Consider the following 19,177-nt stretch of genomic DNA (forward strand, 5'->3'; position numbering starts at 1 on the left):
TAAATTTAGCTAAAATGTAGTCAAAATAACTTGTTAAAAGGAGTGACATTGAGATTGCTAGTAGTAGATGATAGCTCGACAATGCGCCGCATAATTAAAAATACATTAGCAAGGTTGGACTATAAAGACGTATTAGAAGCAGAACATGGTGTGCAAGCGTGGCAGATTATGTGTGAAAATGATGATATTGATGTTCTTATTACCGACTGGAATATGCCAGAGATGAATGGGCTTGAGTTAGTAAAAAAAGTAAGAGCTGAAAAAAAGTATGAAGATATGCCTATTATTATGGTTACGACTGAAGGCGGTAAAGCTGAAGTAATTGTTGCTTTGAAAGCTGGAGTTAACAACTACATAGTAAAACCTTTTACACCTGCTGTTTTAAAAGAAAAATTAGAGGATGTTTTAGGTTAATCATATATGAAGAAGACCTATTACGAATTACAAATCACCCCAATCGGCGAATACGACCGTTTCGCCGATTTTATCCTAACATTAACAAATGAAGCTATAGAAGAGTGCGATGGTGTAATAATCGTGCGTAGTGAAGATGACTTAGATACTATTGAATTTGGTGTAAAAGTTTTTGCTGAAAGTCTTGCAGCTTCTTTAAATCAAGATATTAGCGTTACAACAAAACTAGAAGAAAAGCCAAATATTGATTGGATAAGTAGTTATCAAAATTCTGTACAACCTATAGTAGTTGGAAAATTTTACATACATCCTAGTTGGATAGAACCTAAAAAAGATAAGTTAAATATTTTAATTGATCCTGCACTTTCATTTGGTTCAGGTCATCATGAGACTACTTATGGATGTCTTGTGATGTTACAAAAATATTTACAAAAAAATGATAAAGTTCTTGATGTTGGATGTGGTAGTGGAATTTTATCTATAGCTAGTTCAAAACTTGAAGCTGTTGTTGATTTGTGTGATACTGATGAATTAGCAGTAAAGAGTGCAAAAGAAAACTTTAAATTAAATAAAGAAAGATTTCATTCTTCTTGGCTAGGTTCAGTTCAAAAATCTGAAGCTCAGTATGATGTCGTTATAGCAAATATTATAGCTGATGTTCTTATTATGTTAGCTTCAGATTTAATTAATACAACAAAAAAAGAGGGTATATTGATACTCTCAGGAATATTAGATAAGTATATAGATAGAGTAGAAAAAAGATATAGTTCTTTAGAAGTTTTAGAAAAATATAAAAAAGATGAGTGGTATACACTTGTACTTAAAAGGTAATAAATGAACCAAAACAACGATAATAGAGACAATAAAAACAATAAAAATAATAATTTTTTTAACCAAAATCCACTTTTAGTTTTTGCGATATTTTCTATCGTAATTATTATGATATTTAAAAGCTTTTTAGCAACAGATGATGGTTTTGGTGGAGATAATATACTTGGAAACTCAAAAGCAGTTACAAAAAATATTAATTATTATGATTTTAAAGAATTAGTGAAAAAGAATCAAGTCACTTATGTAGCTATAGGACAAACTATACTAAGAGCCATTTCTGAAAATGGTGTTTCTAAAACAGTTTATATAGTAAAAAAAGTAGGGGAAGACAATACTCTTATTCCTCTTTTAGATGAGAAAAAAATTCCTTATGGTGGATATAATGAAACAAATGTGTTTACAGAGATACTTTTTTCATGGGTAATTCCTATTTTTATATTTTTTGGTATATGGATGCTTCTTGCTAATCGTATGCAAAAAAATATGGGTGGTGGAATCCTTGGAATGGGAAATAGTAAAAAACTTGTAAACTCAGAAAAACCAGATGTTACTTTTGATGATGTTGCTGGTGTGGAAGAATCAAAAGAAGAAGTAAAAGAGATAGTAGATTTTTTGAAAAATCCAGATCGTTATTTAAATCTTGGAGCAAAAATTCCAAAAGGTGTTCTTTTAGTAGGTCCTCCAGGTACTGGTAAAACACTTCTTGCAAAAGCAGTTGCTGGTGAAGCTAGTGTTCCTTTCTTTTCAGTTTCAGGATCATCTTTTATAGAGATGTTTGTTGGTGTTGGTGCAAGTCGTGTAAGAGACCTTTTTGAAAATGCAAAAAAAGAAGCTCCTGCTATTGTTTTTATTGACGAAATCGATGCTATTGGTAAAAGCCGTGCAGCAAATGGACAAATGGGTGGAAATGATGAGAGAGAACAAACACTAAATCAACTTCTTGCAGAAATGGATGGATTTAGCTCAGACAAGTCTCCTGTCATTGTACTTGCTGCTACAAATAGACCAGAAGTTCTTGATGCGGCACTTTTAAGACCAGGACGTTTTGATAGACAAGTATTAGTAGATAAGCCAGATTTTCAGGGTAGACGTGACATTTTAAAGGTTCATGTTAATGGTATTAAACTTTCAAAAGATATTGATTTAGAAGAGATTGCTAGACTGACTGCTGGGCTTGCTGGGGCAGATTTGGCAAATATTATCAACGAAGCTGCTTTACTTGGTGGAAGAAAAAACAAATCTCATGTGGAACAAGTAGATATGGTTGAAGCAGTAGAACGTGCAATTGCTGGACTTGAAAAGAAAAGCAGACGTATAAATCCTGAAGAAAAAAGAATAGTAGCTTACCATGAAAGTGGACATGCTCTTATAGCTGAAACTACAAAAGGTGCAAAAAGTGTATCTAAAGTTTCTATTATTCCAAGAGGATTAGCAGCACTTGGATATACACTAAATACTCCTGAAGAAAATAAATTTTTAGCTCAAAGACATGAACTTGTAGCAGAAGTTGATGTTTTATTGGGTGGTCGTGCGGCTGAAGAAGTTTTTATAGGTGAAATAAGTACTGGTGCAGGAAATGATTTAGAGCGTGCAACAGATATTATTAAATCTATGGTTGGTATGTATGGCATGAGTGAAGTTGCTGGACTAATGGTTCTTACTAAACAAAGAAATACATTCTTAGCAGGTGGCACATCTAATGAGTATAGTGAAAAAATGGCAGAAAATCTTGATGCCTATGTAAAAAATATGCTTCAAGAAAGATATGATGTTGTTCTTAATACATTAAATCAATATAAAGATTGTATTGAAAATATAGTCCTTACTTTAAAAGAATATGAGACTATAGATGGTGATAAGTTGCGTGAAATTATACACGCGTATGAAGATGAACATAATATAGTATCTATAGTAAGAAACAACAAACAAATGTCTAATCCAAAAAAAGATACTCCAAAAGATGAAGAAATAGACAATGAAAAATAATACATCAACACAGGTAATAGCAAAAGAAGGATGGAAATATATATTATTTGTATTTTGTCTTTTTGTTGTATCTGTGTGGTTTGATGTTTTTTCATGGGTCTTTTTTGTACTTTTAGTCTTTACAGGATTTTTATTTAGGAACCCAGAAAGGCTTCCTGCTGAAGATGATGATATGGCAGTACTTTCTCCATGTGATGGAACAATAACTAATATTTCAAAATTCTTATACACTGATGGGAAAGAATATATAAAAGTAGAGATACAAAAAACTCTTACAGAAGTATCAATTTTGAGAGCTCCTACGGTTATGAATATAAAAGAGTGTCAAAGAAGACATGGTCTTTTTCTAGCAGCTAGTTCAAACTTAAGTAAAGAGTTAGGTGAAAAAGTTACCCTTACATGTAAAAGTAGTTATAGTGAACTTTTTATGAATATAAATGCTGGTAGATTTGCTAGAAAAATTGAGCTATTTAAAACTGTTGGACCATTGAAATCAGCGCAAAGATTTGGTATTTTGGTTGAAGGTAATGTTGAATTATATTTAGCCTTGGATACAAGAATTAAAGTGGCAGTTGGAGATGAAGTAAAAGCTGGAGAGAGTGTATTAGGATACTTTGCACATAAAGGAAATATAAGTGAAAACTAATAGTGAAGGTAAGTTACAACTTATGTATATTTTTCCAAATCTTTTTACAGCAGCTAGCGCTTTTTTGGGGATGATTGGAATTATTGCTTCTTCAAATGGGCAATTTGAGAAAGCAGCAATTTATATTTTACTTTCGTTAGTATTTGATGGTTTAGATGGAAGAGTAGCAAGACTTACAAACACAACAAGTAAATTTGGTGCAGAGTTTGATTCATTGGCAGATGTTATAGCATTTGGAGCAGCTCCTTCAATGCTTTTTTACTTTAGTATAGGGCATCAATTTGGAAAACTAGGAGCACTTTTTTGTGCTATGTATGTAGTTTTTGGTGCTATTAGGCTTGCTAGATTTAATGTTATGAGTATTTCAACAGAGCCATCAGTATTTATTGGTATTCCAATTCCTGGAGCAGCTGTAGTATTGACTATGTGGATATTGACTTATCTTGAGTACCCAGTAATGCAAGGTTATGAAATTTTAATGTTATTGTCATTAGGAGTATTGTCTTTTCTTATGGTCAGTAACATTCGGTATCCAAGTTTTAAAAAAATTGATTTAAAAAAAGCAAATTTAATAAAAGTGCTAATAGCACTTATATTAGTGTTTTCATTGCTTTATTTATTTCCTATTGAGAGTACAACACTTCTTATAACAGCTTATCTTTTATATGGACTTTTAAGAGGTGTATATACTTTTATAGTTGCAAAACGAAAAAAAATCTAGTATAATTAACAAAATTAAATTACAGAAGTCACACTTCGTGCTTCAGTGATTGAAGATAGTATGGATTTTATTCATATTATCTGAGAAATTAAATAAAAAGGAGACGTCATGACATATGTACATGTAAAAAATATTTCAACAAAAAAGAGAAATAACGTTCTCCTTCTCTTCCTCCTCAGCCTCTAAAATTTAATATAACCCATAATGAATTAGCGTAGCTTTTAGTATTGATCTAAAGGCATTATAGTGATAATAATAAGGATAATTCCATGAACACACAAAATATAAAAATATTTGATACAACATTAAGAGATGGTGAGCAAAGCCCTGGTGCTTCAATGAATACAGAAGAAAAAATACAATTAGCTTTACAATTAGAAAAACTTGGAGTAGATATAATTGAAGCTGGATTTGCAGCAGCTAGTCCTGGTGATTTTGATGCAATTTCAAGAATTGCCGCGCAAGTAAAAAATGCAACAGTTTGTTCTTTAGCTCGCGCATTAGATAGAGATATAAAAGCAGCAGGTGAAGCTGTAGCACAAGCTAAAATGAAAAGAATTCATACTTTTATTGCTACAAGTCCAATTCACATGGAATATAAGCTAAAAATGACACCAGAACAAGTTATAAAAAAAGCAGTAGACGCAGTAACATATGCAAAAACATTTTGTGATGATGTAGAGTTTAGTTGTGAAGACGCAGGTAGAAGTGATATAGTTTTTATGAAAGAGATATTGGATGCTGTGATAAATGCAGGGGCCACAACTTTAAATATTCCTGATACGGTAGGTTATAGAATGCCAAGTGAAATGGGAGCTATTATAAAATCTTTACATGAAAGTGTAGGTGATCGTGCTATTCTTTCTGTTCATAATCATAATGATTTAGGATTAGCAACGGCTAGCTCGATTGAGTGTATATTAAATGGTGCGAGACAAGTAGAGTGTACTATCAATGGACTTGGAGAGCGTGCAGGAAATGCAGCTTTAGAAGAGGTTGTAATGGCTCTTCGTACACGTCATGATATATTTGGTGATTATGATACAAATATCAATATAAAAGAGTTATATCCAACAAGTAGATTGGTTTCTAGCATTACAGGTATTGAGCCACAACCAAATAAAGCTATTGTTGGGAAAAATGCTTTTGCTCATGAAAGTGGTATTCATCAAGATGGTGTTTTAAAACATATGGAAACATATGAAATTATGAAAGCTACAGATATAGGTTTAGATAAAAACTCTATTGTTTTAGGCAAACATTCAGGTCGTCATGCGTTTAAAGATAAACTTGAGAAATTAGGTTTTAGTTTAAAAGATGAAGAGATAAATGAAGCATTTGATAGATTTAAAATTTTAGCTGATGCGAAAAAAGAGATTTTTGATGATGATATTAGAGCATTAATTTCAGCAGAGATCACAAAAATCAATGAAGTATTTAAGTTAGTAACTTTACAATTAAGTGATTGTAACCCTGGTGGTGTTGCAAACGCAGCTGTTACGATTGCGTATGATGGTAAAGAAGTAACTGACGCGGCTATTGGAAATGGTACTATGGATGCAGTGTTTAAAGTGATTGATAGAGTTTGTAATGTCAATGGAGAACTAAGAGATTATCAAGTTGACGCTGTTACTGAAGGTAAAGATGCGCTTGCAAGAGTTATCGTTAAAGTTGCCTTTGAAGATGATAAACCAGCTATTATGGGACATGGTTTGAGTGTAGATACTATGCTAGCAACAGCAAAAGCTTATATAGGGGCTTTAAATAGTTATATGTCTATGAAAGATGGTTTAAGAAGTAGTAGTAATAAAACTGGGGCAAATATTTAATTTTTTAAGTAGGCCAAATTTAATTGGTCTACCTAGTTATTTTAAAGGCAAAATATTTAGATTCAAAGTTACTATCATCTATTTTATTATATTGGATAGTAGCTCCTTCCCAGTTTTCTATTTCTTGATACAACAATCCTAATCCATATCTTGCTTCAAGATTTTTTGGATTAGTTAGTTTAGATAATTCTAAAAGTGCAACAGCATTTTCTACATGATGAGCTCCTATACTTGCTACTGCAGCTAAAAAGATTGTTTCACTATCAGTCTTTTTTAATTCATCAATAAGTTGGTTATAAAGTACATAAGCTTCTTCAAAATTATGAGTGTAGATGTTGGTATAGGCTAAAGTTTGTACAATCGCAGCAACATCTGTTTTTTCTAATTCCATCTTTTTTATAAGACGATTTCTCTCATGATATAAAAGTCCTCCAATTTGAAGAAGTTTAATATAAGATTCTTTTACTATTCTTGGACCATAATAAAAAGAGTTATAATCTAAATCTAGTTTTTTGAAGTCTATTTGTATGCCTTTTGCATATTTTTTTATATCTGTTTTTTTATGTTTAACATTAAAGTTGATAATATTTGCCATAATATCTCTTGGAAGAACAGATTTGAGTAGAGTAGCTTTTTGTCTATAGGCTTTTTCGTTAAAAATCTTTTGCGCAATAATAGTGTCAAAAATGAGATTAAGTGGAGTTTTTTCCTTTTTATGTTCTAACCATCTTGTTAAAGAGAGTTGGTTGTTTTCTGTTAAGTGGACTAATGAAATAAAAAGGTTAGATTTTTCCAATTGATCTTCACTCGTTATACTTGCTTTTACATCTTCTTTTAATTTTTCTATATCAGTTCTTATGAGTTTACCACACATAATCGCAAATGCTCCAGCGGTATAATTATTGTTGTCTAAGTGATAACTTTTAGCAAAATGTTTATATGCTTTTGAAAAATCACCAATTTGTGCATATGTCAGAGCTAGATTGTAGTGAAGAATAGAGTGTTTTGGATATGTATCTATCATCTTTAAAAAGATTTGATTTGCTTGTTCTGTATGATGGTTAAGTGCTTTTTTTATCCCTGAGCTAATTGAAATATTGACTTTTGACATAGTAGAGCTCTGTTTGAGATAAGATAAAGCAGGACCTATCTCATCTATAAAAACATTCATACTCCCTTTTCTTATAAAATTGATAGTCTGTTTTGCATTAAAAACTTTAAAAGGAGCAAAATAAAATAGTAGACTATATGTTCTTTTATCATCAAAAAATAGTGCTTTATCAAACTCTTCTTGTGCAATATTTACATTAAATAAAGAGTCTTTTAGAGTTACTCTTATAGGGTATATTTTTGTAGCTTTTTCATTATATTGTTTATAGAGTTCATTCATTATTTTTGCACTATTTGGAAGTTCACCTAGTTTATTATAAACAAGGGCAAGAGCTGTTTTTACATGTAAAGGATGTTCAGTGTTTCCATTGGCTGCTAGAAGGTATTTTTTCGCAGCTTTAAACTCTCCAATCCTAGCATATAAAAGTCCCAAAGTAAAAGCGTCATTAGTTTTTGCACTTTTTTCTAATCTATTGATTGCTTGAGTATTTATATTAATTGAAGAGAGAATTTTTGAAGCAAGATAATCCTGTTCATAATTATAGTAGCTTGAACTAGCATGTGAAAGAGCTGCTAAAGATTCGTAATAATAACCCTTATAATAGTTAATTAATCCAACATAGTATGAGTATAAAGGAGCATTACTTTCCATAGGGAGATATGTGTATGCTAAATCAATATAATATTTAAATAAATTTTGCTTACCTAAGTGGAGTGCACAAACTGCTGCATTAATAGCACTTACACATCTTTGTTCTTCGTTGTCAATTGCTTTTTTAAATGAATCAAGAGATTCTTTATAAGCTTTTTCCTTGAGCTTTGCAACACCTATATTGTAGTAAGATATCGCTTCATTGAAAGTCGAAATTCTTTTGTATACGGTTAAGGCTTCTTTTTTGTTTCCACGTTCATATAAAATATTTGCTTTTTTTATCATATTTTCTAAATTAGAAGGTGAAAATTGGTCAAATTCATTTTTTTTGTGTAGTTTTTCTGCAAGTTTTGTTGTATTGACATCTAGTACTTTTGGCTCTTTAGCAGTATTTAAAGAGATAATAACAGTTATAATAATTATAAAAAGAATAAGAAAAACAACACCACCAATGATAAAAAGTTTTTTCTTTTGATCTATAGGTTGTTTTGTTTGCTCACTCTTTTCTTGTTTGGGTTCAAGAGTTTCGTCTTCACCTGCTTCAAGGATTATTATCTCTTCTTCAGCCATTACATGTAAGCCTTAAGTACTTCAGGAATTCTAATAGTTCCATCTTCGTTTTGGTAGTTCTCCATAATTGCTATAAGAGCTCTACCCACAGCCAATGATGAGCCGTTTAGTGTATGAACAAGTTTGTTTTTCTTGCCATCTTTATATCTTATTTTTGCTCTTCGTGCTTGGAAATCCATAGTATTTGAGATTGAGCTTATCTCTCTATATCTGTTTTGTCCAGGGAACCATACTTCTAAATCGATTGTTTTTGCAGCACTAAAACCAAGGTCGCCTCCACAAAGCATAACCTTTCTGTGAGCAAGTCCTAAAGAAGTCAGTAAGTCACTAGCACAATCTACCATTTGATTAAAAACATCTTCACTCTGCTCAGGTTTCGTAATCGATACTAACTCTACTTTTGAGAATTGGTGTTGTCTTATCATCCCTCTAGTATCTCGTCCAGCACTTCCTGCTTCTTTTCTAAAACATTCGCTATAACACGTCATTTTTATAGGGAGTTCATTTTCGTTGAGTATTTCATCTCTAAAAAGATTTGTAACAGGAACTTCTGCTGTTGGGATTAAAAAGAGGTCTTCACCATCAATTTTAAATAAATCATCCTCAAATTTTGGAAGTTGTCCTGTCCCAGTAAGTGTTTCACGGTTTGCTATGTAAGGTACACAAACTTCACTAAAACCACGTTTTGCATTAAAGTCTAACATGTAGTTTATCAATGCACGGCTTAGTTTTGCTCCATCACCTCGAAGAGCAGTAAATCTACTTTTAGCAAGTTTTACACCTCTTTCAAAATCTAACCAACCATTATCCAAATCCCAATGTTCTTTTGCTTCAAAATCAAATGTGGGAGGAGTAAGAATAAGCCCTAATTCTACATTTTCATTTTCATCTTCACCCTCAGGAACACTCTCATCAGGAATATTTGGAATTTCGCTTGCAATACTACTTAATTTTTCTTCTAAATCTTTTACAAGAGAGTTAAGTTCTGCTACTTTTGTTTTATTTTCAGAGAGTTCTGCTTTAAGAGCATTGATATCTTTTCCCTCTTTTGCATAAACTCCAAAAAGTTTACTCTTAGCATTTTGTTCAGCTTGTAACTCTTCTAATACTTTTTTCTCTTTTTTTAGTTCAAGTGAGATACTTCTTAGAGTATCAAGAACTTCTTCTTTGACTTTTTTCTTTCTTAGTTTTTCACAAATTGTTTCAAAATCATTTTGTAGTAATTTTATATCTAACATCTGTATTTTTCCTTAACGATAAATGCCAACGGCATCTCTAATAATTTCCATTTTTTTCTTTGCAATAGTACTTGCTTTTGCAGCACCTGCGTCAAGTATATCGTACACTTCTTGAGTATTATTTAGATAGTGTTCTCTTTTTTCTCTAGCTTCTTTAAAGTACTCCCAAATCAACTCTTTAAGATACATTTTAAAGTGACCGTGACCTTCGCCACCTTTTTCGTATCTTTTTTGTAAGTCTAGCAAACCATCATTGTCTAAAAATAGTTTAGCTAAAGCATATACGTTACAGTCTTTCCACTCTTTAGGATCTTCTAGTGGAGTTGAGTCAGTCTCTATTTTCCCTACAGTTTTTTTCAACTGTTTTTCTGTTTGAAAAATATCTATTGTATTGCCATAACTTTTACTCATCTTCGCACCATCAAGTCCAGGGATAGTTTGAAGCTCTTGGGCTACTTTATACTCAGGGATAGTAAAAATATCTCCATGATCGTTATTAAATTTTATAGCGATATCACGAGTTATCTCCACGTGCTGGATTTGGTCTTTTCCAACAGGTATAACTTCAGCATCATAAAGAAGTATGTCAGCTGCCATAAGTACAGGATAAGAAAAAAGAGAGTGATTAGCAGCGATACCTTTTGCTACTTTGTCTTTATAACTATGAGCACGCTCAAGTAGTCCCATAGGAGTATAACCTGAAAGTATCCAGTAAAGCTCAAGTACCTCTTTTACATCAGACTGTGCATAAACAGTCGCTTTGTTTGGGTCGATGCCCAATGATAAAAAGTTAATAGCAGCGTCAAGAGTGTTTTCTCTTAAAGCTTTTCCATCTTTTAGTGAAGTAAGTGCATGGTAGTTTGGTATAAAGATAAAAAGATCACTACTATCTTGTAAATCTTTCATCTGCTTGATAGCACCAAAATAGTTTCCTAAATGTAAGGCACCTGAAGGTTGTATTCCTGTTAAAACACGTGTCATTTAATTTCCTGTAATATATTTTTGATTATTTCGTCTATGCTTTTGTTTTCTACATTTATGATTATGTCAGCTTTTTCTTTGTAAAGAGGATCTCTTTCATCAAAAAGAGCTTTTGCTTTGTTCATGTCACTTAAAAGTGGACGTTTTGCTAGTTTTTTCTCACTATTGGCAGAAGATTTTATTCTCTCTAAGATACCTTCAAAACTTGATTTGAGGTATATCACTTTTCCAATTTTATGGAGATTTTTTACTTTATAAAAACCACCACCTGTTGAGATGAGGGTGTTTTTTACGCTTTTTTCTAACCACTTTGCAGTTTTTTTCTCTAAGGCTCGAAAGTACTCTTCACCCTCAGCTTCAAAGATAGCTTTGACTTTTCGGTTTTCCATACTCTCTATCAAGTCATCACAATCAACCCCAACTAGACCAGTCTCTTTCATGAGAGCTCTTGCAATTGTACCCTTACCAACACCCATAAAACCTATAAGAACTAAGTTTTTACTCATATGTCTAAACTTTCATCTCTTTCACCTTTTTTTCTTGCATAAAGTAAAATAGGGCTACCTTCAAGCTCAAACTTTTCTCTTAGTTTGTTCATAAGGTATCTTTTATAACTAAAGTGAAGTGCCTTTGGTCTGTTCATTACTAAAACTATACGAGGTGGTTTTACATCGTATTGGGTTGCAAAGTAGATTTTCACTTCTTTAGTTTGATCTGCTGGCATGTGATGTCTTATCGTCGCTTCTTTAAATACTTCATTGAGTTTTGAAGTAGAAATTCTTTGAGAATAGTTTTTGTAAACTTCTAAAATCAAATCTTTTATCTTGTAAACTCTTTTTTTGTTTAAAGCAGAAACGGTGATAACAGGAGCATATGCTAAAAATTTAAATCTATATCTAAGTTCATCAAGAGTTTTTTCATAACTCTCACATTTTTTGTCCCATTTGTTTAAAACTATGATAGTTGCTAAGTTGTTTTTATCTGCAAGGTTTGCTATACGCTCATCAAGTTCACGAAATGGTTCACTTCCATCAAGAACTAAAAGGGCAATGTCCGCACCTTCAAGCATCTCATTTGTACGCATAAGAGCAAATTTTTCTATGCCTTCTATTTTTCCACGACGTCTTAAACCAGCAGTATCTACGAAGTTCAATCTTTTGTCTTCATAGTCAATGTATTCATCAACAGGGTCAATGGTAGTTCCAGCAACACTACTAACAACAGCTCTTTCTTCTCCTACTAATGCATTTAAAAGTGAACTTTTCCCAACATTTGTACGTCCAATAATCCCTATGTTGATTTGGTTTGACTCTTCTTCTTCGATTTTCTCATCAATATCATGCGCTAAGATAGATTCTAAATCAATATTTTCATCATCATCTTCTTCTATTTCAAGTTCTAAATTTTCTTCAAGCTCAGGTAAAAATCCATCAATCCAATTTAAAAGTGCAGTAACCCCACGGTTGTGAGAAACTGAGATAGGAAACACATTTTGGGCTCCAAACTCGTCAAACTCCCAAGCTCTTTCTATTTCTTTGTCATTGTCTATTTTGTTAATAACTAAGGCGATTGGTTTTTTGTAACCTTGAAGTGAATAAAATATCTTTCTCTCTTCTTCACTTGGAAGCATTTTCCCATCTACCATCATGATGATAATGTCGGCTCTTACTGCCGCTTCCATTGATTTTTCTCTTACATTTTCAAAGAGCTCATTTGAGCTGTCAAGTCCACCAGTATCGAGGATAGTACAAGGTTTTTCACCTATGAGTACCTCATGGTCACGAACATCACGAGTCGTACCACTAAAATCAGAAGTGATAGCAATACGCTTTTTTGCTATCCTGTTAAATAAAGAACTCTTACCAACATTTGGTAATCCTATAAATGCTATAGTTTTCATAACTGCCTTTTTAAATCTCTTTACATGTAATAAATAATTTGTACTTTTAATATAAGAGTGTATTTTTTGTATCTATTATAGCACTAATTTGCTGTATCTTTAATGAGAGAAGATTTAGGGAAAAAAAAGGGTGAAGTTTTTAAAAGATAACTAAATTTTGTCAATTTTGCACAAGTTTTATTTTGCTATGATAAAATATTACTAAATTTTGAAAGGATTTTTAATGAAATCATTGTTAAATGTATTTAAACCTGAAGTTGCACATGCTCATTGTGATGTGCCTTGTGGTATCTATGATCCTATCGTAGCTCAAATAGCAGCTTTAAGTGTTGTTCGTATGGTCGATCAAATGCTTGCACTTCCTAAGAGTGATGATGTTAGTTATTTTAACACAATGGCACGTTATGTAACTGTTAAAGAGAGTGAAGCTATAAAATGTAAAGAAGAAATCCGTATTATTTGGGGAGATTTTATTAAAGGTCCACAATTAGAAAAATACCCAGAACTCCATACCATTGTACACAATATCATGGTGCTTGGAGGTGCTGCAAAACAACACGTTTCTCGTGAAAAAGCGATGGCTTTTCTAGCTGAAGTAAATAAGTTTGCAGAAATCTTTTGGGCACTAAAAGGTGTGGAAACAAAAGTAGCAAAAAGCCCATACTTTCCAAATGAAGATGTAGTTTATCCTGTTGTATGATAAAGCTTTTTCGCATTGTCGGCGACTCACTTTACCCTTTGTATAAAGAGGGTGATTTAGTCGTTGGCATTCGAGTAAAATTTGGTTTACATGTAAAGCCAAAAGATATCGTCACCTTTACTCGTAAAGGAGTAGGGGTGATGATAAAACAAGTACGCTCCATAGAAAACTCCCAAGTCTTTGTAGTAGGCACAACACCCCATAGTGTAGATAGCAGAGTGTTTGGCACTATACCCCTTGAAGAAATCTCTTATAAAATACTTTTTAGGGTTCCAAAATTTTCTTATTAAGCATAGGGATGGATTCGAATAAATAATATACTTTTTGAAAAGCAAATTTTTAATTATTAACAAGACACAACATAAGCCGAGTTAAGCTAATACTTTAACTACGACTATTACGCATAAAATATGACAATTTCATTATTCATAAATGTGTTTACTGTCTCGTTACGGACACAGTTTTTTATGTAAAATCTATTTTCCATTAACGTACTTTTTTCTATATTTTATTATAAAGATAAAATACTAATTATGTTAATATGTAAAATGACTATGAACACAACACAATCAAATAAAACAATAAATAATCTTGCTATAGAATTGTTAGAATACTACTATTTAAATGATCCTAGATCATTATGTGTAGCTTTTAGTGGTGGTAAAGATAGTACAGCAGTAGTCTATTTGGTTTGTAAGATGCTTTTACAACTAAGAGAAAAAAATATAGATTTAGATAAAAAGATCTATGTTATAAATTCCAATACTTTAGCAGAACTTCCACCTCTTTTAGATCATTTAGAAAAAGCACTTGACAGTGTTAGATCATATGCTTTAAAACATGATCTACCTATAATCGTAGAAGAAGTTTTTCCTGAACAAAAAGATACTTTAAATGTTCAATTTCTTGGTGTAGGTATGCCACCACCATCAAATACTTTTAGATGGTGTACTGATAAACTAAAAGTAAATCCAATAGATAAAAAAATTAAAGAAATTTTTCCAGATGGCAAATTTATATCTGTAATAGGTACAAGAAGAGATGAAAGTTTTAGTAGATCAACAAGAATAGAAAAGTTATCTGTGAAAGGAACAAATCTAAAGATCAATGATAGATATCCAAATGCTAGTAATCTTATGCCTATTGAAGATTGGACAACAAAAGATGTTTGGGAGTATCTTTTTAAACAAACAAATGATTTAGTAAATGTTGATTTTCTTTGGCAACTATATAGTGATGCAAGTGGTAAAAATGCTAGTGAATGTTCTTTCGTTGCCGCAGGTGGTAAAAATATAGATGATGGTAAGTTAGGCTGTGGTGTATCTCGCTTTGGCTGTTGGCAATGTTATATGGTTCGTGATACAGATAAAAGCCTTGATGGACTTATGAAGAGTGGTTATAACAACGTAGAACTATATAAAGAGTATAGAGATTGGTTTTGGAATCTTACTCAACAAGGTTGGGAGAAAACAAGAGATGTTTATAACCATAGAACACAAGTAAAAGATTTATATAATAAAGGTGGAAAAGATAATCCTAAATTTGGAATGACAATGCCTAAGGGTTTAAAACTTCAATTAAGAAAAAAATCATTTAAGCAACTACTAGACTTGCAGGACAGATTGAGTGAAAAAATTATAACTGTACAAGAAATTATATTAATTCAGAAAAGATGGTTAGATGAAGGAGATATTGAACTAACAGCGTTTAAATATGCTAGAAAACATAATATAAACATAGAACTTACTAATGCAATTAAGGACTTAAAAGGTAAATCTAAACTCGCAAAAATTTATTATAAAAATAATCTTTTAAAAAAAAATTTTTCTAAAGATTTTTCGATTCTAACATTAAAACGTTTTGCAGTTCAATATAATATAAATAAAGAAAAAATCACAAATAAGTTCTTTCCTTCAAAAGATGAAGAAAAACATATAAGAAAAGAATGGAAAAATGCAAAACGAATAGATACAAAAAAAGTATTTATAAAATTATATGATTTTCTTTGTTATAATCAAAATAAAATATAAAGGCTATATATGCTGTTAAGTCCTGAATATGAAAATAAGTTTAATGAAGCTAGTACACTTAAGGCAAAAGCTATTGTATTATATGGTCGAAATCTTGGTACGCTTATGGCAGAAAGTTTAAATAAGTTAGATATAGAATTAAATTATAAAGATGAGATTTTGTCTGAATTTAGTGATATAAAAGAATTTTATGATAGATTTTTAAAAAATTGTGAAAAATTTAATGTAAAAAGTTTAGATGAACAATCACAAGTTATCTCAGATTTTTTACTAAAAAAAATACCTTTAGAATGGGTACAGGAAGATTGTGGATTTAATAATGCAAATTCATTGGAAGAGGAAGAGGAAGAAGTAGTTAGTGATGGATATGATATTAATTCTATTGATATTAGACCTACAAATCTAACAATTCATCAAGTTTACCAAAAACATCAATATAAAGAGATAGATTTAAATCCAGATTTTCAGAGAAATGAAGTATGGAGTAGACAACAAAAAAGCCTACTTATTGAATCAATCCTTATACGTATTCCCATACCTGCTTTTTATATAGATGCACGAAATCCAAGAAAATGGAATGTAATTGATGGGCTTCAAAGATTAAGTACTATAATTAATTTTATTAAAGGTACGTTTGCCTTATCAAAATCACCAACTGGTAAAAAACAATTGGAATATTTAACAGAATTAGAAGGTAAAAAATATATGGAGTTGGATCGTAAATATCAAAGAAGAATAGAAGAATATACACTTTTGTTTAATATGGTATATCCAGGAACTTCAAATAAAGTTGCTTTTAATATATTTACTAGAATTAATACTTTGGGAACCAATTTAAGTGCACAAGAAATTAGACATGCTATGAATGATGGCACATCTACTAGACTATTGGGAAGATTATCTAAAGATGAAGATTTTATTAAAGCAATTTCAGAAAAGAATTATAAGTCAATGGAAAAAAGAATGGCTGATAGGGCTTTGATATTAAGATATTTAGCATTTAAATTATTTGGATATGAGAATTATTTAAAAAATGATATGAATGATTTTTTAGATAAGGCTATGAAAAAGTTAAATAAAATTAATGATAGAGATGAGAATGAAAAGTTAAAATTAGATAAAATTACTCAAAAATTCAATGAAAATATGAAAAAATCATATATCATTTTTAATGATAAATCATTTAGAAAGTTTTTTAGTTTAAATGAAAAGAAAAAATGGCCTATTAGTTTACCTTTATTTGAAACTGTAAATTGTGCATTAGACAATTATACTGTAGAAGAAATTGAAAAATATAAAAACGAAATTTTTGATAGTTTTTTTGAATTATTTAAAAATGATGATTTTATTGAATGGATATCAAAGGCAACTAATAATACTGATCATGTAAAATGGAGATTTGAAGCAGTAAATAAAATTTTCAAAGAGACAATAGGACATTAAATGAAAAAATTAGCTATTAAGAACTTTAAATGTTTTGAAGATACAGAAGTTGAGTTTAAAAACTTGACAATTCTTGCTGGAGCAAATGGAGCAGGAAAATCTACAGTAATTCAAGTTCTATTATTACTGAAACAATCTTATGATATTCATAGTGTTAGTTTAGATAATATGAAGTATTTATATTTAAATGACTACTATTGTGAATTAGGAACAGTAGGAGAAGTTTTATATGCAGGTTTTGAAGACGATACAATGTCTTTTAGTTTTTATAATGATGATAATGCAACTAGGGAACTTTTATGTAAAGGACAAACCAAAGGTAATAAATTAAATATTATAAAATCAATTCCAAATGAAATAGAAAGATCTATGAAAACAACTACTAGTTTTTTATATAACTTTGACTTTATCAGTGCTGATAGATTTGGGCCGAAAAATTATCATCATGCAGATGGAAATTTTTCAGAAATGAAAGTTGGAAAATTTGGAGAGTATACAAGTATTATTTTAAATAAAGAAATAAATAATGGAACATTTGTTGAAGCATTAAATAATACATTGTCTTTTATATTTGGAAATATTGAAATAGAACCAAAGTCAATTGATGAAGCAAATATATTTATGTATAAAATCAGAAATACAAAAGACACTAATCTAGGGTTTAAAACACCTGTTAATATGCCTTATGGAGTTAGCTATGTTTTACCTATTATAGTTAGCTGTTTAAGTAGGTTACATAAAAAAGAAGTATTAGATGAGACAGATACTATCATTATTGAAGAACCTGAGAGTCATTTACATCATGAAGTAGAATTAAATAGTAATATTGGAACAATTTTAATAGAAAATCCTGAAGCTCATTTACATCCATCAGCACAATCAAGATTAGGGATATTTTTATCAGAAATGGCAAATGCAGGTTTAAAAATTATTCTGGAGACACATAGTGATCATATAATTAATGGTATAAGAATAGCTATAAAAAAGAAAACAATAGATAATAATAATGTACTTTTTAATTTCTTTGAACAAGGCGAAAAATTAGGCCAAAATACTATACGAGAAATTAATATAGATAAAAATGGTAATTTAAGTGAATGGCCAAAAGGATTTTTTGATCAATATGAAAATGATTTAATGGATTTAATGTAATGTATTTATTTATTAATCATTATGCTTTTGATCAGCCAAATGAAGAAATAAGTAAAAAAGATGTAATTGAGGCTTTAGATAACTTAGGAAAATTATTTATAAATTTAAAAAAACAGAATATTGACTTAATAATTAATCAAAATTTATCAAACGTAAGAGTTTTAGGTGATTCATTATATAAATACATTAAAAATCTTGATTCTAATACAAGGTTATCATTAATTTCTTTATTGGCAAAAATAAAGCCTTTTTGTAGTGATACAGATACTTCTTTTGAGAAAGATGAAATACTTGCATTTGATAATTGTAAAGAAAAAGTTGATCAAACTGATATTTGTTATACATTTTTATCATGTGCTTTGTATTATTTAAGTCCTATATTAACGATTAATAATATATGTAGTAAAAAACAATTTTTAAATGAAGAAATAAATATTTCTTGTGATAGTAAAGAATATATATTGTCTAATTTTCATTTAGTACCTTATTCTGAAACAATAAAAAAACTATATATATATCAAAAAGAAAAAAAGTTAAATGAATTAAATAAAATAGATAATTGGTTTGAATATAAAGATTTTGTAAATAAAAACTTCTCTTACTGTAAAATAACTGATCATTGTCTTGAATCGTTAAAAGATAGATATTCTTATACAAATAGTTATTCTAAAGATTTTAGAAATAAAGTTCAAAGGCTTAATGATTTTGTAGATAAAAATGGTGGAAATCCATTAGCTATTGATTTTAAAGAAATAAGTCAAAAACATTATTCTCCAGAATCTTCAACAAGAATTGATGATCTTAAAAGAAGTCATTCTGGTATAAAAAACTTTTTAGGAAAAAGAGTAAATCTTAATTGGCATACATGGATTCAAAAAGATGACAGAGTTTATTTTGAAAGAGAAATAGATCATATTTGCTTTGTTCATTATGAAAAAAAAGTTTAATAAAAAATAAGAATTATTGCTAAAAAT

Annotated in this window: 17 protein-coding genes; 12 read left to right on the forward strand and 5 right to left on the reverse strand. The window is 30.4% G+C overall.

All coding sequences use genetic code 11. From position 1 onward, the window contains the following. Nucleotides 1-48 precede the first annotated feature (48 nt). The 6 genes from K354_RS0104585 to K354_RS0104610 all read left to right on the forward strand — a co-directional run bounded on the left by K354_RS0104585 (nt 49) and on the right by K354_RS0104610 (nt 6,427). Nucleotides 49-414 carry a response regulator gene (locus K354_RS0104585; protein WP_024954332.1) on the forward strand — a complete coding sequence of 122 codons (366 nt, stop codon included), beginning with the start codon at nt 49-51 and terminating at the stop codon, nt 412-414. Nucleotides 415-420: 6 nt separating this feature from the next. Then, nucleotides 421-1,245: a 50S ribosomal protein L11 methyltransferase gene (locus K354_RS0104590; RefSeq protein WP_024954333.1), complete on the forward strand. Its 825-nt coding sequence runs from the start codon at nt 421-423 to the stop codon at nt 1,243-1,245. Between the two features lie 3 nt (nt 1,246-1,248). After that, complete coding sequence (gene ftsH / locus K354_RS0104595; RefSeq protein ID WP_024954334.1) at nt 1,249-3,231, forward strand: ATP-dependent zinc metalloprotease FtsH; 1,983 nt, start codon at nt 1,249-1,251, stop codon at nt 3,229-3,231. Then, a complete protein-coding gene (locus K354_RS0104600; protein ID WP_024954335.1) occupies nt 3,221-3,877 on the forward strand; it encodes a phosphatidylserine decarboxylase in 657 nt (218 codons plus the stop codon). Before ftsH ends, K354_RS0104600 begins: the two co-directional genes overlap by 11 nt. 22 nt (nt 3,878-3,899) lie before the next feature. Next, a complete protein-coding gene (gene pssA / locus K354_RS0104605) occupies nt 3,900-4,598 on the forward strand; it encodes a CDP-diacylglycerol--serine O-phosphatidyltransferase (protein WP_037940280.1) in 699 nt (232 codons plus the stop codon). A 269-nt stretch (nt 4,599-4,867) separates the two neighbouring features. Next, a complete protein-coding gene (locus tag K354_RS0104610; RefSeq protein ID WP_024954337.1) occupies nt 4,868-6,427 on the forward strand; it encodes a 2-isopropylmalate synthase in 1,560 nt (519 codons plus the stop codon). A 28-nt stretch (nt 6,428-6,455) separates the two neighbouring features. Here K354_RS0104610 and K354_RS0104615 read toward each other — a convergent pair whose 3' ends face one another. From K354_RS0104615 to der, 5 genes are read right to left on the reverse strand one after another with little or no spacing between them, the layout of a single operon-like run. Further along, nucleotides 6,456-8,759, reverse strand: coding sequence for a tetratricopeptide repeat protein (locus tag K354_RS0104615; RefSeq protein WP_024954338.1), 2,304 nt, complete (start codon nt 8,757-8,759; stop codon nt 6,456-6,458). Beyond that, nucleotides 8,759-9,997 (reverse strand): serine--tRNA ligase, encoded by a 1,239-nt coding sequence (gene serS / locus K354_RS0104620; RefSeq protein ID WP_024954339.1) that lies wholly within the window; start codon nt 9,995-9,997, stop codon nt 8,759-8,761. Before serS ends, K354_RS0104615 begins: the two co-directional genes overlap by 1 nt. A gap of 12 nt (nt 9,998-10,009) precedes the next feature. After that, complete coding sequence (trpS, locus tag K354_RS0104625; RefSeq protein ID WP_024954340.1) at nt 10,010-10,978, reverse strand: tryptophan--tRNA ligase; 969 nt, start codon at nt 10,976-10,978, stop codon at nt 10,010-10,012. Further along, complete coding sequence (locus tag K354_RS0104630; protein WP_024954341.1) at nt 10,975-11,484, reverse strand: shikimate kinase; 510 nt, start codon at nt 11,482-11,484, stop codon at nt 10,975-10,977. The genes trpS and K354_RS0104630 overlap by 4 nt, the downstream gene beginning before the upstream one ends. Next, entirely contained in the window at nt 11,481-12,878 is a 1,398-nt protein-coding gene (gene der / locus K354_RS0104635) for a ribosome biogenesis GTPase Der (RefSeq protein ID WP_024954342.1), read from the reverse strand. The genes K354_RS0104630 and der overlap by 4 nt, the downstream gene beginning before the upstream one ends. Before the next feature lie 223 nt (nt 12,879-13,101). Between der and sodN the strand changes: the two genes are divergently transcribed. The 6 genes from sodN (at nt 13,102) to K354_RS0104665 (ending at nt 19,150) form a co-directional block, all read left to right on the forward strand. After that, nucleotides 13,102-13,578 (forward strand): superoxide dismutase, Ni, encoded by a 477-nt coding sequence (gene sodN, locus K354_RS0104640; RefSeq protein WP_024954343.1) that lies wholly within the window; start codon nt 13,102-13,104, stop codon nt 13,576-13,578. Next, nucleotides 13,575-13,868, forward strand: coding sequence for a S24/S26 family peptidase (locus tag K354_RS0104645; protein WP_024954344.1), 294 nt, complete (start codon nt 13,575-13,577; stop codon nt 13,866-13,868). The genes sodN and K354_RS0104645 overlap by 4 nt, the downstream gene beginning before the upstream one ends. Before the next feature lie 243 nt (nt 13,869-14,111). Continuing rightward, entirely contained in the window at nt 14,112-15,608 is a 1,497-nt protein-coding gene (locus K354_RS0104650; RefSeq protein ID WP_084607321.1) for a phosphoadenosine phosphosulfate reductase domain-containing protein, read from the forward strand. A gap of 9 nt (nt 15,609-15,617) precedes the next feature. After that, nucleotides 15,618-17,051, forward strand: a complete 1,434-nt coding sequence (locus K354_RS0104655) for a DUF262 domain-containing protein (protein ID WP_024954346.1) — start codon at nt 15,618-15,620, stop codon at nt 17,049-17,051. Continuing rightward, nucleotides 17,052-18,203 carry a DUF3696 domain-containing protein gene (locus K354_RS0104660; protein WP_024954347.1) on the forward strand — a complete coding sequence of 384 codons (1,152 nt, stop codon included), beginning with the start codon at nt 17,052-17,054 and terminating at the stop codon, nt 18,201-18,203. Further along, complete coding sequence (locus K354_RS0104665; protein WP_024954348.1) at nt 18,203-19,150, forward strand: hypothetical protein; 948 nt, start codon at nt 18,203-18,205, stop codon at nt 19,148-19,150. The genes K354_RS0104660 and K354_RS0104665 overlap by 1 nt, the downstream gene beginning before the upstream one ends. Nucleotides 19,151-19,177: the final 27 nt, after the last annotated feature.

Origin of the sequence: Sulfurospirillum arcachonense DSM 9755, from assembly GCF_000597725.1 — a bacterium.
Lineage (GTDB): Bacteria > Campylobacterota > Campylobacteria > Campylobacterales > Sulfurospirillaceae > Sulfurospirillum_A > Sulfurospirillum_A arcachonense.